14 protein-coding genes are annotated in these 15,247 nt (G+C 39.9%); all 14 read left to right on the top strand.

Translation table 11 applies throughout. The features are described 5' to 3' along the window. Positions 1-56: 56 nt before the first annotated feature. The 14 genes from CBM24_RS03990 to CBM24_RS03925 all read left to right on the top strand — a co-directional run bounded on the left by CBM24_RS03990 (position 57) and on the right by CBM24_RS03925 (position 15,199). Entirely contained in the window at positions 57-1,037 is a 981-nt protein-coding gene (locus CBM24_RS03990; RefSeq protein WP_075991105.1) for a c-type cytochrome, read from the top strand. Positions 1,038-1,068: 31 nt separating this feature from the next. Next, the gene (locus CBM24_RS03985) at positions 1,069-1,539 is read left to right on the top strand and encodes a DsrE family protein (protein WP_075991104.1); all 471 of its coding nucleotides are present in this window, start codon (positions 1,069-1,071) and stop codon (positions 1,537-1,539) included. A 5-nt stretch (positions 1,540-1,544) separates the two neighbouring features. Then, the gene (locus tag CBM24_RS03980) at positions 1,545-2,459 is read left to right on the top strand and encodes a substrate-binding domain-containing protein (RefSeq protein ID WP_088160279.1); all 915 of its coding nucleotides are present in this window, start codon (positions 1,545-1,547) and stop codon (positions 2,457-2,459) included. 66 nt (positions 2,460-2,525) lie between these two features. Then, positions 2,526-3,317, top strand: coding sequence for a lysophospholipid acyltransferase family protein (locus tag CBM24_RS03975; RefSeq protein WP_088160278.1), 792 nt, complete (start codon positions 2,526-2,528; stop codon positions 3,315-3,317). After that, complete coding sequence (locus CBM24_RS03970; RefSeq protein WP_075991101.1) at positions 3,299-4,057, top strand: ABC transporter ATP-binding protein; 759 nt, start codon at positions 3,299-3,301, stop codon at positions 4,055-4,057. Before CBM24_RS03975 ends, CBM24_RS03970 begins: the two co-directional genes overlap by 19 nt. Before the next feature lie 122 nt (positions 4,058-4,179). After that, positions 4,180-4,401, top strand: a complete 222-nt coding sequence (locus CBM24_RS03965; RefSeq protein ID WP_028072584.1) for a DUF2795 domain-containing protein — start codon at positions 4,180-4,182, stop codon at positions 4,399-4,401. Positions 4,402-4,548: 147 nt separating this feature from the next. After that, positions 4,549-5,016, top strand: a complete 468-nt coding sequence (locus CBM24_RS03960; protein ID WP_088160277.1) for a hypothetical protein — start codon at positions 4,549-4,551, stop codon at positions 5,014-5,016. Between the two features lie 350 nt (positions 5,017-5,366). Beyond that, positions 5,367-6,356, top strand: coding sequence for an anthranilate phosphoribosyltransferase (trpD, locus tag CBM24_RS03955; RefSeq protein ID WP_075991100.1), 990 nt, complete (start codon positions 5,367-5,369; stop codon positions 6,354-6,356). Position 6,357: 1 nt separating this feature from the next. Beyond that, on the top strand, positions 6,358-6,984 hold the full coding sequence (locus CBM24_RS03950; protein WP_075991099.1) for a phosphoribosylanthranilate isomerase: 627 nt from the start codon (positions 6,358-6,360) through the stop codon (positions 6,982-6,984). Further along, positions 6,981-8,165 (top strand): tryptophan synthase subunit beta, encoded by a 1,185-nt coding sequence (trpB, locus tag CBM24_RS03945; protein WP_075991098.1) that lies wholly within the window; start codon positions 6,981-6,983, stop codon positions 8,163-8,165. Before CBM24_RS03950 ends, trpB begins: the two co-directional genes overlap by 4 nt. Positions 8,166-8,168: 3 nt before the next feature. Then, the gene (gene trpA, locus CBM24_RS03940) at positions 8,169-8,930 is read left to right on the top strand and encodes a tryptophan synthase subunit alpha (protein WP_075991097.1); all 762 of its coding nucleotides are present in this window, start codon (positions 8,169-8,171) and stop codon (positions 8,928-8,930) included. A gap of 184 nt (positions 8,931-9,114) precedes the next feature. Continuing rightward, positions 9,115-11,580: a phosphocholine-specific phospholipase C gene (locus CBM24_RS03935; protein ID WP_075991096.1), complete on the top strand. Its 2,466-nt coding sequence runs from the start codon at positions 9,115-9,117 to the stop codon at positions 11,578-11,580. A gap of 350 nt (positions 11,581-11,930) precedes the next feature. Further along, positions 11,931-12,350, top strand: coding sequence for an HYC_CC_PP family protein (locus CBM24_RS03930; protein WP_145327817.1), 420 nt, complete (start codon positions 11,931-11,933; stop codon positions 12,348-12,350). Positions 12,351-12,613: 263 nt separating this feature from the next. Next, on the top strand, positions 12,614-15,199 hold the full coding sequence (locus CBM24_RS03925; protein ID WP_088160275.1) for a TonB-dependent receptor domain-containing protein: 2,586 nt from the start codon (positions 12,614-12,616) through the stop codon (positions 15,197-15,199). Positions 15,200-15,247: the final 48 nt, after the last annotated feature.

The raw sequence follows: 15,247 nt of genomic DNA, 5'->3' as shown, positions 1-15,247 counted from the left end.
ACTTCGTTTTAATTCCAGATTTGAGGCGGCTAGATTTGTACAAATGAATTAGCGTAATGGAATATAAAAAACTAACAGATTATTTAAAGGCACTCAGCTGGATCATTGTAGCATTGGTTATTACATGTACGACCTTATGTGTATTTCCACTAAAACATGAGGAAAACAAAAAGCAAACAGATTCTCTTGAAATGCGCAACGACTCGCTTATTACGCACGTTTCCCAATTTAAGGAAATCTCATTCAAAGATAATCCCGAAGGTAAAATGGCCAGTTATGGTGAAAAGCTAATCAAAAATACATACGATTATTTCTATGATGGGGAGGTCAAAATCGGAAACAAGCTTGCCTGCAGTAGCTGCCATCTCAATGGAGGCACAAAGGCTTTTGCTGCCCCTTATGTCGGGCTCACCAATGTCTTTCCAACCTATATTGGACGAGAAAATAAGGTTGAATCACTTGAAGAGCGCATCAACGGTTGCTTTGAGAGAAGCATGAACGGCCGAGCCATTCCTGAAAATAGCAAGGAAATGAGAGCCATTATCACCTATATTAAAAACATCAGCATAAATACAGTTAATAAAGGTCGGTTGGCAGGCCAAGGATTTATAAAAATGGATATTCCCAATCGTGCCGCGGACTTGAAACATGGTCAATTGGTTTTTGAGAATAAATGTACAAGTTGCCATGGAAAGGATGGTCAGGGGCTACCACAAACAGCGGGAAAAGGATATCAATATCCACCCTTATGGGGAAAAGACAGCTACAATGATGGTGCTGGAATGGCACGATTGCTTACCGCGGCTCGTTTTATCAAAGCTAATATGCCTTTAGGCGCAACTTATGATGCACCTCAATTGAAAGACGACGAGGCCTATGATGTCGCAGCATATATCAATTCTTTCGATAGACCTCAAAAAACAAACAAGCAATTGGACTATCCTAATCTAAGCAAAAAACCCAAAGATAGCCCCTATCCACCTTATGCCGATAACGTTAGTACAGAACAACATAAACTCGGACCTTTTAATTTTTAAACATAAATACCCCATTAAATCAATAATAAATATGAAAAAACAATTTACAATCGCTTGCATTTTAGTAGCGATAATGACTATTCAAGCGAAAGCACAGGACAATAAATTGTTGCTCAATAACCATCAATATAGCGGTGCCGTTGCTAAGAAAAAAGCGTATAAAGCCATTTATCAGCTGGACAGCAATGATCCAAAAACAATTGAAAAAGCAATCCGTAATATTAACAATGTCTTGAAAGACCCACGGTTAAAAGGACACTTACAGATTGAGTTGGTTGCATTTTCCGGTGGTACCGAAGCTTACCTAAAAAAGAACAGCCAATATGAGAAACCTTTGAAAGACCTCGTCGAGAAAGGCGTTATCGTAGCGCAGTGCCTGAATACGTTGGAAGAGAAACATATTGCCAAAGAAGAACTATTTGATTTTATAGGCTATGTTCCTAGCGGAAATGGTGAATTAATCTTAAGAGCAAATGAAGGTTGGGTTATCGTTAAACCATAAGTATAATGAAAAATTTTCTACTGCTTGGTCTAACAATAGCATTATTGGGAGCCCAGGAAATTAAGGCACAAGAACATCGTTTTGATCCCCCCTGGAATAATCCACCAGAATCGGCTCTAAATTTTACGGTACCCGGGATAGACAATATTCCAGATTTATATGGTGATATCGAGAATCCGCAGCTTACTGTCTTTTTCGCTGGCAATCAATTTATGGTTGTCGATGATCTACTTGCATCATTCAAAAAAGAATACCCACAATACGAACGTATTTTTGTTGAAACCCTGCCGCCGGGCATTTTAGCTAAACAGATTAAAGGCGGATCAATCACGATAGGGAATCTACGCATTACCCATAAGCCCGATATTTACACAGCGAGCAAACGAGCGATCAACGAGATGGCAGATTACTTCAGCCATACACAGGTTTATTGCTACAACAATATCTGTTTGATGATTCCAAAAGGAAATCCCGCTAATATCAGAACATTGAATGATCTGGGGAATGACAAAGTTCGTATCAGCATGCCTAATCCCCAATGGGAAGGAATTGGGGAGCAGATCAAAGCATCCTATAGAAAAGCCGGGGGCGAACAACTCGTCAAGAAAATCATGGAAGATAAGGTCAAAGATGGCAGCACTTATCTGACCAAGATCCACCATAGGGAGAGCCCCATGCGTATATTGTATGGACAGGCCGATGCGGCTCCCGTTTGGGCTTCTGAAGTCGTTTACCAAAAACTAATTGGCCATCCAGTTGAAGGGATCACCATTCCTGATGTGCAAAATACAACTGCAACTTACGTCGCTGCAAAGCTGAAAAACGCGCCGCATGCGCAGGCTGCAGATGACTTTTTAAAATTCATGGACTCGCCAACAGCCAAGAATATTTACAAGAAATATGGTTTCACAGTAGACTAAAAAAGAAAATGGATAATTAATTATCCATTTTCTTTCTTTACTTTAGGTCAAAATTAGTTGACTTGTATGATCCTATTGCTCAAAAAACTCCATCGGTATTGGTATTTTATCAGCGTTCTACTTGTTTTTCTTCTGTTTTTCCCTTATATCTATTTTTTAGCACGACGTCCCGAAAAAAACTATGCTAGAATCGCCCGTATGCGACGCTGGGTATCAGTTGGTGGTTCGGCCCTAGCTGGTGTATTTTTTAAGGTGAGCTATGAATCAAAAATAGATTGGAACCGTTCCATGGTATTGTGTCCCAATCATACTTCGGTCTTGGATATAACAGCCCTCACCTATTTGTGCCCAGCTCCTTTTTCATTTATCGGAAAAGCTTCATTGCTTAAAAATCCGGTTACACGTATTTTTTTCAAAACAATAGATATCCCGGTCACAAGAAGAAGTAAAGTTTCTTCTTTCAAGGCCTTCCAACGTGCCAATGAACTCGTCCGAAATGGTAGAAGTGTCGTTATCTTTCCAGAAGGAAAAATCGATGATGGTTTCCCCCCGCAGATTCACGCATTTAAATCCGGAGCCTTTCGAATCGCTATTCAAAATGACGTTCCCACAGTGCCCATTATCATAGAAAATGCCTGGGATATCTTTTTCGATGACGGCTCGAAAAGGGGATCTCGCCCAGGAATAGTTAAAATCCATGTATTCAACCCGATAGAAACTAAAGATTTTAACGATGATAATGCATCGGAACTAGAAAAAGTTGTATACGACAAAATGCATTCCTATTGGATTATGAAGAATAAATCGTATTTTCATAACCTAGAGAACCTCCAAAAAATATGTCAGGAAAGATCTTAATCGAAATCAAGGATATTGCTAGAGAATACCAAATTGGTGCGGAAACAATTCATGCCTTAAGCTCCGTTACACTCAACATCCATAAAGGAGAATTTGTGGCCTTAATGGGGCCTTCAGGATCAGGCAAATCCACGTTAATGAACATTCTCGGTTGCTTGGATACGCCAAGCCGAGGAGAATACATCCTCAATGGGATTAATGTGAGTGACATGACTGACGATGAACTCGCCGAAGTAAGAAACAAAGAAATTGGTTTCGTCTTTCAAACTTTTAACCTGTTACCAAAGAATACAGCACTTGAAAATGTTGCGCTTCCCCTAATTTACGCGGGCTATAATAAAGTTAGACGTGAGGAAAAAGCTACTGCAGCATTGGAAAGTGTCGGCTTAGGGCATCGTATGGATCATAGACCTAATGAACTATCGGGTGGACAACGACAACGTGTTGCTGTTGCAAGAGCATTGATCAACGATCCTTCCATTATACTTGCCGATGAGCCAACAGGAAACCTTGACACCAAAACGTCCATTGAAATTATGGGCCTACTGGAGGAAATTCACTCCAAGGGTAATACCATTATTCTAGTCACACATGAAGAGGATATCGCATTACATGCACACCGTATTGTACGCATGCGAGATGGCTTGATCGAAAATGATTATCCAAACCCAGAAATCAAATCAGTGTCACCAAGACTTGATGCGTTAAACGAAAAGGGAAGTGACTTTGAGAATATCTAAAAATATTATAACGCTAAAAATCAACAACTTATATTAATACAGCAAAAATAACACGTGATTTACTTGCTTAAGTTAAATTAAATCATAGTTTTGCGAAAATAGAGAACTTAAATTGTTTTTATATGTATTGGACATTAGAATTAGCTTCGCATCTAGAAGATGCACCATGGCCAGCAACAAAAGATGAATTAATCGATTACGCTATTCGTTCGGGTGCACCTGTTGAGGTGATTGAAAACTTACAATCTCTTGAGGACGATGGTGAGCCATATGAAAATATCGAAGAAATTTGGCCCGACTATCCAACAAAAGACGATTTCTTCTTCAATGAAGATGAATACTAAAAAATAAAAAACGCCTTTATTCAAAAGGCGTTTTTTATTAAAGACATCGCCCTCTCTTCGGAGACAACTCAGTACGATATCCATAACCTCCCGAAGGTTTTTATTCCATAGTTTTAATCTATTTTGATGAAGACAAGTCTTACAAGTATGAAGATAAAATTAAAGCTATTGTTGTTCATGTTTATTGGCTGTATTGTCAGCCAAAGCCTATTTGCTCAGGAACAACAAACTTCCAATGAACAGGTTGTTGTTTTAAAAAAGTTTGTCCAGCGCTTGAATGATCCTAATTTAGCGACTGATATTATTTTAAGCCAAGATCTAATAACATCAAAAAAACTGGACGAAGATCTACAGGAATACCTATTGGCAAGCATCGATGAAATCAGGATAAATGTACAGAGCAAGGATATCAACCAACTGGAATATCTTAGCTTTGCTCAAACAGGAAGAAAAGAAACAAGTGATATCGATCTCGAAGGTATTGACCCGCAACAAGTCTACTTTGTCAAATACCTCAAGCGTTTTGTATTTGCAGCAGTCATCCGTGATAGCAAAATTGCCTCTTTTACATTAGTTTCCAAAGGGAACAATAAAGCTCATTTTGTATTCTATTAGTTTTCATTGCCCCTATTTTATCAGACGCCTGCTGTTAGAATCCTTAAATATCACGCTTAGTCTTACACAAATGCACGCTTATCAGGTTTTATTTTAAAGTATATTTGTGAGCAATATTAAGCCAAAGATGCTTTCTTAAAAATTTTTCAATAAAAACACTTGCATTTTATAATTCTATCAACCATATTTGTATTAATAAAAATAACAATGATAACAACTGTATCAAATAAAGCTTGGTGGTGGCACAACGAATAACGTTGTGGCAAACTCCTATTGCATTATTTGATTAATACGTCAAGATATGATGGGCTTGCCTAAATAAGGTAAGCCCTTTTTTTATTTAAATTACCATGAAAGAAATTTTAGCGCATTTATTTGAATACAAGACATTTTCTCGGCAAGAAGCCTACGAGATCCTAACCAACATTGCCATGGGCAAGTATGACAGTCACCAAATTGCGGCATTTATGACGGCTTATGGTATGCGCAGTATTCGCGTTGAAGAGCTTGGAGGGTTTAGAGATGCGATGTATGATTTATGCCTCAAGCTGGATTTTAACGGTTATGATTTAATTGACCTTTGCGGTACAGGTGGGGATGGTAAAAATACCTTCAATATCTCGACAATAGCATCTTTTATCACTGCTGGGGCTGGTTACCATGTCGCAAAACACGGTAATATCGGGGTATCTTCGAGCTGTGGTTCATCCAATGTCATGGAATATTTAGGCTATCAGTTCAGCAACGACAAGGCTGAGCTACAACGCCAACTTGATGAAGCCAATATCTGTTTCCTACATGCGCCATTGTTTCACCCTGCCATGAAAACCGTTGCCCCGATACGTCGTGCATTGGGTGTTAAGACTTTCTTTAACATGCTGGGTCCATTGACAAATCCTTCCAATCCTAGATTTCAGTCTGTTGGTGTATTTAGTTTGGAATTAGCACGACTGTATGGTTATCTATACCAAAATACCAACAAACAATATTCCATTATTCATGCTTTGGACGGTTATGATGAGATATCCATGACCGGTGATTTTAAGGTAATCAACAACCAAGGAGAGAATTACTACAACATGGAAGAACTTGGTTTTACCCCAGTCTCAGCTCAGGAGTTGACGGGAGGTGAAACGATAGCAGATGCCGCCCAGACATTCTTATCTATATTGAACAATCAGGGTACAGATGTGCAGAACAATGTTGTTTTGACGAATGCCGCATTTGCGATTAAGACCTTTAATCCCAAAAAATCTTTTGGTGACTGTTTTTATGAAGCTGAAAGTTCATTGATGGGAGGTAAAGCTTTGCGCAGTTTCCAAAAACTAATCAAAAAATAAAATGGCGATCAAAGTAAAAGTTTGTGGCATGAAATATCCCGACAATATAACCGCTGTAGCCTCCTTGGGCATCGATTATATGGGATTCATATTTTATGATCAATCCAAACGTTATGTTGGTCAAAGCTCCTCCTCATACATTAAGGACCTTGACAGCCTAAGTAAGGTCGGAGTTTTCGTCAATGCCAGCCTTTCAGAAATTCTAGATAAAATAACTGAATTCCAACTAAATGCAATTCAACTGCATGGAAATGAATCTGCGGAATACTGTCTTGAATTGAAAGAAAAATCAGCAGTTAGCATCGTGAAAGCCTTCGGAGTAGATAAAAACTTTGACTGGATACAGCTGGATCCTTACGCTAAAATTGTAGACTACTTTTTATTTGATACAAAAAGTAGTTCCTATGGTGGTACAGGAGTACAATTTGACTGGTCCCTATTGGACCAATACAAACTTACTACCCCCTATTTTCTCAGCGGCGGTTTAGATCCCGAAAATATCAAAACAGCGCTAGAAAGAAATGATCCACGGCTATATGCACTGGATTTAAATTCAAAATTTGAAGTAGAACCCGGCTTAAAAGATATTGAGCTATTAAGCCACAGTATAAATACTATTAAAAAATGAGTATATATCAAGTCAATGAAAAAGGATATTATGGTCCCTTTGGAGGAGCCTATATCCCTGAGATGCTCTATCCCAATGTGAAAGAGCTACGTGAAGAATATCTCAAAATTATCGAAGAAGAGAGCTTTCAGGAGGAATTTAACCAACTGCTCAGCGATTATGTCGGACGTCCTTCTCCATTATATCATGCCAAGCGTCTTTCTGAAAAATATGGAACTACGATTTACTTAAAACGGGAGGACCTTAACCATACCGGAGCGCATAAAATCAACAATACTATTGGCCAAATTCTATTAGCGGAACGCTTGGGTAAAAAGCGCATCATTGCCGAGACAGGCGCAGGACAGCATGGCGTTGCCACAGCTACCGTTTGTGCGCTGAAAGGTATACAATGTGCAGTGTACATGGGAGAAGTTGATATTCAACGTCAAGCTCCAAATGTAGCACGGATGAAAATGATGGGGGCCGAAGTTATTCCCGCAACATCGGGCTCCAAAACGCTAAAGGATGCGACCAATGAAGCTTTGCGAGATTGGATCAACAATCCTGTCGACACCCATTATATCATTGGGTCTGTTGTGGGACCACACCCTTATCCCGATATGGTTGCTCGCTTTCAGTCTATTATTTCTGAAGAAACGAAAAAACAACTATTAGCAAAAACAGGAAGAGAAAATCCAGATATCGTATTGGCTTGTGTCGGTGGAGGCTCCAATGCGGCAGGTATGTTCTATCATTACCTCGATGAAGAATCGGTTCAATTGTATGCCGTAGAGGCAGCTGGCCATGGTGTTGATTCAGGCGAATCCGCTGCGACAACAGCACTAGGAAAAGAGGGCGTTTTACATGGAAGCCGATCTATACTGATGCAAACAGCGGATGGCCAGGTCATAGAACCTTACTCCATATCGGCAGGACTCGATTACCCCGGTATTGGCCCTCAACACGCTTGGTTATTCAAATCCGGCAGAGGTAACTATGTAAGTGTGACTGACGACGAAGCGATGCAGGCAGGTCTTGAGCTTACCCGACTAGAAGGTATCATACCGGCTATTGAGAGTTCTCATGCCCTGGCTTATTTGGAAAAAATACCTTTTAAAGGTGATGAGACTGTCGTTGTCTGTCTTTCTGGACGTGGTGACAAGGATCTAGATAATTATATGAAATACTTTGATTTTTAAGGCATGAATACAATTGAAAAAAAAGAAGGTACTCCCCTTTTATCGATATATTTTACAGCTGGATATCCAACATTGGACAGCACAATAAGTATTGCCAAGAAATTGGAAGAAGCTGGCGCGGACTTTTTGGAAATCGGTTTTCCTTATTCCGACCCAGTGGCAGACGGGCCTGTCATTCAGCACAGTTCAGAAGTCTCTTTGGCAAACGGCATGACCGTAAAAAAGTTGTTCGATCAATTGATTGACCTCCGTAAACATGTTAGCATTCCCGTATTTTTGATGGGCTACTTTAATCCTGTGCTCCAATTTGGTGTTGAAAGATTCTGTGAAGAATGTAAAAATGCAGGTGTAAACGGTGTCATTATACCTGACCTACCCATGGATGAATACGAAGAACTTTACAAAGAGACGTTCGAGAAAAATGGGATTGCAAATATATTCATTGTAACACCGCAGACTTCTGAAGAACGAATCAGAAAAATAGACAGCCTTTCCAGGAGCTTTATTTATTTACTTTCTTCCAATGCAACGACAGGTAAAACACTTGATGTTGGAGACGATACAGCTGCTTACTTCAAGCGGATACATGATCTTCAATTAAAAAACCCATTGATCGTTGGTTTCGGTATCTCCGATAAACCTACCTTTCAAAAAGCAAGTAAGCATACGGCCGGTGCCATTATAGGTACAGCATTTGTCAAACGGCTAAAAGAACCGGATTATCTTACACAGATTCCAGCATTTATTGCGTCTATCAAAGCTTAATATGTAGGCTAGAAATTAGCAAAGCGTTAATTTTTTAATAAGAGTTCGGTCTAAAGTCTTTTTTCTTGGATCGAACTCTTATTTTTAAGGCAGTTTTCGAAAATGTGATTTTTCGAAGAGAATAACTTTGTTGCCTTGATCAACCAAGCAATAGGCAGCCAATCAAATCAATACTGTTATAACCATGGATACGCGAAGAGATTTTTTAAAGAAAGCGGCTATGCTTGCTGGGGGAGCTTCTATCTCCCATGTTATTCCATCCGCTATTGCGAAAGCGATGGCTATAAATCCAGCATTGGGCAGCACATTTTATGATGCCGAGCACGTTGTTTTATTAATGCAGGAAAACCGTTCATTTGATCATGCCTTTGGAACACTGCGTGGTGTAAGAGGCTTCAATGATCCTAGAGCTATCCGTCAACCCAATCGGAATAAAGTTTGGTTTCAGACGCAAAAATCCGGCGAAACATTTGCTCCTTTCCGATTGGATATCAAAGATTCAAAAGTCACCTGGATGGGTTGTCTCCCGCACAACTGGACCGACCAAACAGATGCTCGCAATAAAGGCAAGATGAACAAATGGTTGGATGTAAAACATTCCGGATTTAAAGAATTTTCGAATCTACCGTTGACTATGGGACATTATAGTCGCGAAGATATTCCATTTTACTATTCTCTCGCGGACTCTTTCACAATCTGCGACCAACACTTTTGTTCGAGCATCACCGGCACGAATCCGAATAGGCTTTATTTCTGGACAGCCAATATCCGGGAAAATCTTACAGGAAAAGCCTTGGTTTGGAATGGAGACTCCGAGTTTAGCGGGAAAGCAACATGGACAACTTTCCCCGAACGCCTTTCGGAATTAGGCGTAGACTGGAAAATCTATCAAAATGAAATTTCTTCGAGCAGCGCTGGTTATAGTGGCGAAGCAAATAGCTGGCTCGCCAATTTTGGTTGTAATCCGATGGAATACTTCCCCCAATATCAAGTCAAATATCATCCGCGCTATCGTCAGCTCCTGACATTAAAACAAGAAGATCTCGAACGCAAAATTAGCGAAACAACAGCTGGCGAAGCGCTTGAAAATTTAAAGAAAAATCTCAAACATACGCTAGAAGAATTACAGCTATATACTGCCGAGAACTTTGAAAAGTTCGATGAGCGGACAAAAGATATTCATCGCCGTGCTTTTGTTAACAACAGTGCACAGCCCGATTACATGGAATTGGAAACAATGCATTATCAAGAAGGGGGACAACAGCGCGAGTTACAGATCCCTAAAGGGGATGTTCTGTATCAATTCCGAAAAGATGTCGAGGAAGGTAAACTTCCAACCGTATCATGGCTGGCTCCACCGCAGCTTTTTTCTGACCATCCTGATTCTCCTTGGTTTGGCGCATGGTATGTTAGCGAAATCATGGACATTCTTACCCAAAATCCAGAAGTTTGGAAAAAAACAATCTTTATACTTACATATGACGAGAACGACGGGTATTTTGACCACTTTGCCCCCTTTACAGCTCCAAATCCGGATGATACAGAAAGCGGAAAAGTATCAGCGGGAATCAACCCTGGGTTAGAATATGTACGCCGCGATGAGCAATATTATCCTGAAAGCGGAAGAGAAAGCAATATCGGTCTTGGCTATCGTGTACCGATGATCATTGCTTCTCCATGGACCAGAGGTGGTTGGGTCAATTCGCAAGTGTTTGACCATACCTCCAGTTTACAATTCCTAGAGAAGTTTATTAACCACAAAATCAAGAAAGATATAAAAGAAACCAACATCAGCAGTTGGCGGCGTACAGTATGTGGAGATTTAACTTCGGCATTTAGGCCCTATCATGGCGAAAACATTAACAAACCGATTGTACTAGAACGGGAACCTTTTATCCAAGAGATTCACCAAGCCAAGTTCAAAGGCCTTCCCATGGGCTTCAAAGCGCTCAGCGCAATGGAGATCAAACAAATAGAGCAAGACCCCAGCAGTTCTCCCTACTTCCCAAAACAAGAAAAAGGGCTCCGGGATTCATGTATCCTTCCCTATGAACTTTATGTGCATGGCGAATACCAATCCAAAGGGGATTACTTGGTCACATTTGAAGCTTCAAATAAAATTTTTGGCAAACATGCTGCGGGCTCACCTTTTACCGTCTACCATGCTGCTAGCTACAAAGGAGAAGTTGGAACCTCAAGAAATTATGCTGTTTCTCCTGGAGATCGTGTAACGGACCAATGGTCGCTAGACGCCTTCGATAAAAAAATGTACCACCTCGAAATCTATGGCCCAAATGGATTTTATCGAGCGTTTAAAGGTGACACAAACAACCCAGAGTTAAAGGTCCGCTGTACCTATGAAAAAAGTAAAAATGAATCCGCGTTTACTGGGCGTTTGTCTTTTTCATGTACAAACAAGGGGAAAACAACCCAGCAACTTGTTTTCGAGGATATCAGCTATGGAAAAGAAAAAAGGAGTCTGCAACTTAAAGGTGGGCAATCCATTAGGATACATTTTGATTTGGCTAAGCAAAACTTTTGGTATGATTTCCGCCTCACCTGCGCCGGTTTTCTAAACTTTGAGGAACAATATGCGGGTCGTGTAGAGATTGGAAATGCGGGAAAAAGTGATCCTCTATTAAGCCGATAAACAAAACGAAAGGGAGCATTTAAAAAATGTTCCCATTCTTATAACATCTTCCTGGAATAGGTAAATTTCAGGAATTAAATTACATACGCTGTTATCCGATAAAGTGTTCCGAAAAAAGATCGAACACACTGTACTATTCCTGTATACGACGAACCAGATGATAGAATCCCTTGTACAATAGAATTGCCCCAACAATCAAAAAGATAGCTAACAAATACGAGCTGACCGGATTGATAAATAATAAATACATAACTCTGGTAATTTTTGGTTTTTCATTTGTTACTACAAGTTATAACATTTATCCAAAATATTACAAAAAAAAATTACATATTTTCTTTATTTTTGCTTCGATGAAGAAAATTGCACTATTTATCGGCTTATTTTTCTATTTGCTCGCAGCAAGTGGTGCCTCACTGCATCTTCATTTTTGCCAAGGGGAAACAAAAAGTGTATCGTTATCGGAAAGCCATACTATGGCCTGCCCTCTTTGTGCCAAGTCTGCAAAAAAACAGCAGAACCACTGTCATGAAACAGGAAGCTGTAAAGATGTTAAGATCGAAGCACAAAAGGTCGATCACTTCAGCCGAGTAACACAAAATCTTGATTTTAACACTTTTTCTCCCGCAATAGTTACGCTTCATTGGATACTTAATTATTATCATTTCTCTGGGGAGGAGGACGATTTTTCTAAATTAAAGTATACCGATTTTGCGAGCGATAATAGACAGAACCCACCTGTTTTTATTCTCAATCAAAATTTTAGAATTTAATATCACCTCTTTTCACCGAACGCAGTTCATTTTCTTGAATTGACCGAAGTCCAGTATAGTTTTTATATTTCGTGAGAACGGCAGACTGTCATTCCCAACATTGATCTTTCCGTAGCTTGTCACGGAACAAAAAACAGTGGATTTTAAATCATTCAGCAAAAATAGTAGAACTGAAAAAATAAATCCGTACCCCTTGAATGTGGTTGCGTGGTATCATGAAGGTAAAAATTAAATGCTAGTTGAAGCGAATACTCTTAATTAAAATGATGAATCAAATTTTCAAAAAAATATATACGACAACCATTCTATCCTTATTTTTTCTGGCATTTGTACAGGCACAGACCGACAGTACGAGGACTCTTACAGTGGCTGGGAACTGTGCCATGTGTAAAAAACGTATTGAAACTGCCGCAAAAATGCATGGCGTAGAAACGGCCGTTTGGAATGCAGGAGACAACTTATTGCAAATCAAATATAACCCCCAAAAAGTTCAACTGGAGACAATCAAGAAAAATATTGCTCAAGTTGGTCATGATGTAGACAACTTGGTTGCCACTGATGAATCCTACGCTAAACTCCATGAATGTTGTATGTATCCGCGATTGGAAAATGGCAAAATACCCGAAAAGAAAACTGTAACAACCGATAACCATGACCATCCACATACAGTTACCGGTGTTGTCGTTGAAGAAAATGAAAAGGGGGATCTTAAACCCATTATTGGTGCCAATTTACACTGGGCCAACCTTCCAACCAAAAACACAAGGACAAACGAAAATGGTGTTTTTAAATTGGACCATAAAGAAGGATTCAACAAATTGGTTGTAAGTTATGTTGGGATGAAACCTGACACCATCACCATCAAAGATCTTCATGAAGTCATCATGATTACAGCAAAAGGAAATGTGTTGATGGAAGTCGAGGTAAAAGGAACACGACGCTCAAATTACATCGACCGTATGACACCTGCACGACTGGAAGTTCTTACAGGAAAGGAGTTATTCAAAGCGGCGTGCTGTGACTTAAGCGAGAGCTTTGAAACCAATGCCTCCGTCGATGTCGTCAGTGCTGATGCTGTAACAGGCAGCAAACAGATTCAAATGCTGGGCCTTAGTGGTATTTATACCCAATTAACCGTTGAAAATTTACCCGGACCTCGTGGGCTCGCTTCTCCTTTAGGTTTAAATTCTATTGCAGGAACATGGATTGAATCAATTCAAATCGCGAAAGGTATCGGTTCCGTAGCCAACGGTTTCGAAAACATGGCCGGACAGATCAACGTCGAATTGAAAAAACCTCAAAATTCAGAAAGATTGTTTTTTAATGCCTATGCGAACAACATGGGACGCACAGATGTCAACTTAAATCTTTCACAAAAAATTGGTCAGCATTGGTCCACCGCAGTTCTGTTGCACGACAATTTCATGTACAATAAATCCATGAACTTTAGTCACAACGGGTTTAGAGATGTACCCGTTGGCAATCTATTCTCTGGGGTCAACCGTTGGTTTTATGAAAATGGAAAAGGACTTATGGTACAATTTGGGGTAAAATATCTCAATGACGACCGTACAGGCGGGCAGATTGATTTTAACGAAAAGACAGATAAGGGTACAACGAATCGCTATGGTTTAGGGTTTGATATTGAACGTGTAGAAGGTTTCGCTAAAATTGGTTACGTGTTCCCCGAAAATAAGCACCGCAGCATAGGTCTCCAGCTTGCAGGATCAAATTACAATCAAAAAAGCTATTTTGGACTCAATAACTACAATTCGGACCAACAAAATGGGTATGCTAACCTCTTATTTCAAGATATTATCGGTACAGTCGCTCACAAGTATCGCGTTGGTGCCTCCATTAATTATGACAATTACAATGAGTGGTATTTAAAAGATCAAAACTTCAAAAGGAAAGAAGTGGTTTCGGGAGCATTTGCAGAATATACCTATAGTCCATCAGAAAAATTTGATGCCATTCTTGGTCTCCGTCAAGACTACAATTCCCTATATGGTTGGTTTACAACACCACGCATCCATTTACGTTATGCACCGATTTCGGGAACAACGGTTCGAGCTAGCTCAGGAAGAGGTCAACGTACAGCAAATATATTTGCAGAGAATACGGCCGTCTTGGCAAGTAGTAGAAAATTGGTTATTCAATCGCCTAATATATACGATAAAGCTTATGGCCTACAACCTGAAGTCTCCTGGAATAGCGGAATAGCGATAGACCAAAGTATGCGGATCTTTGGACGTGAGGCTTCGGCATCCGTTGAATTTTTCCACAACAGCTTCTCTAATCAGGTCGTGGTCGATTACGAAAATCCCCGAGAGATCAATTTTTACAATTTGAATGGGAAGTCTTTCTCCAATAGCTTGCAAACAGAATTTCGCTTTATGCCAGCACCACATTTTGAAACGAGATTGGCCTATCGCTTACTTGATGTCCAAACTGATTTTCAAAGTGGCAGAAAGACCAAACCGCTATTGGCCAAACACCGTGGTTTTGTAAACCTAGCTTATAATCACCATTCTGGCTGGAGTGTAGACTATACGTTGAATGTTGTTGGACAAAAACGCATTCCGTCAACAGCAGAGAACCCCGTTGAATATCAAATGCCTACTGCATCAAAAGCTTATGCGACCATGAATGCGCAGATTAGCAAAACTTTTGGGAAAGAGAAAAACTTCACTGTATATGTGGGCGGAGAAAATCTGTCTAATTATTTCCAAAATATGCCAATACTTGCAGCGGATCAACCCTTTGGAAACTATTTTGACACTTCAATGCTTTGGGGACCATTAACAGGACGCATGTTCTACACTGGAGTTCGTTATTTCATCAAATAACAGCTCAGCTAAAAAATCAAGGAATAATAAAAAAGCGGCTTTTGCCGC

The organism is Sphingobacterium sp. G1-14 (assembly GCF_002196555.1).
Lineage (GTDB): Bacteria > Bacteroidota > Bacteroidia > Sphingobacteriales > Sphingobacteriaceae > Sphingobacterium > Sphingobacterium siyangense.
Note: the sequence above shows the minus strand (reverse complement) of the source record. Positions and strands in the feature narration are given on the sequence as shown.

Excerpts from the sequence above, each read along its gene's own strand:
- CBM24_RS03980 (WP_088160279.1), top strand. The coding sequence starts at position 1,545 with ATGAAAAATTTTCTACTGCTTGGTCTAACAATAGCATTATTGGGAGCC.
- CBM24_RS03935 (WP_075991096.1), top strand. The coding sequence starts at position 9,115 with ATGGATACGCGAAGAGATTTTTTAAAGAAAGCGGCTATGCTTGCTGGG.
- CBM24_RS03950 (WP_075991099.1), top strand. The coding sequence starts at position 6,358 with ATGGCGATCAAAGTAAAAGTTTGTGGCATGAAATATCCCGACAATATA.
- CBM24_RS03925 (WP_088160275.1), top strand. The coding sequence starts at position 12,614 with ATGATGAATCAAATTTTCAAAAAAATATATACGACAACCATTCTATCC.
- trpD (WP_075991100.1), top strand. The coding sequence starts at position 5,367 with ATGAAAGAAATTTTAGCGCATTTATTTGAATACAAGACATTTTCTCGG.
- CBM24_RS03960 (WP_088160277.1), top strand. The coding sequence starts at position 4,549 with ATGAAGATAAAATTAAAGCTATTGTTGTTCATGTTTATTGGCTGTATT.
- CBM24_RS03985 (WP_075991104.1), top strand. The coding sequence starts at position 1,069 with ATGAAAAAACAATTTACAATCGCTTGCATTTTAGTAGCGATAATGACT.
- trpB (WP_075991098.1), top strand. The coding sequence starts at position 6,981 with ATGAGTATATATCAAGTCAATGAAAAAGGATATTATGGTCCCTTTGGA.
- CBM24_RS03975 (WP_088160278.1), top strand. The coding sequence starts at position 2,526 with ATGATCCTATTGCTCAAAAAACTCCATCGGTATTGGTATTTTATCAGC.
- CBM24_RS03965 (WP_028072584.1), top strand. The coding sequence starts at position 4,180 with ATGTATTGGACATTAGAATTAGCTTCGCATCTAGAAGATGCACCATGG.
- CBM24_RS03930 (WP_145327817.1), top strand. The coding sequence starts at position 11,931 with ATGAAGAAAATTGCACTATTTATCGGCTTATTTTTCTATTTGCTCGCA.
- CBM24_RS03970 (WP_075991101.1), top strand. The coding sequence starts at position 3,299 with ATGTCAGGAAAGATCTTAATCGAAATCAAGGATATTGCTAGAGAATAC.
- CBM24_RS03990 (WP_075991105.1), top strand. The coding sequence starts at position 57 with ATGGAATATAAAAAACTAACAGATTATTTAAAGGCACTCAGCTGGATC.
- trpA (WP_075991097.1), top strand. The coding sequence starts at position 8,169 with ATGAATACAATTGAAAAAAAAGAAGGTACTCCCCTTTTATCGATATAT.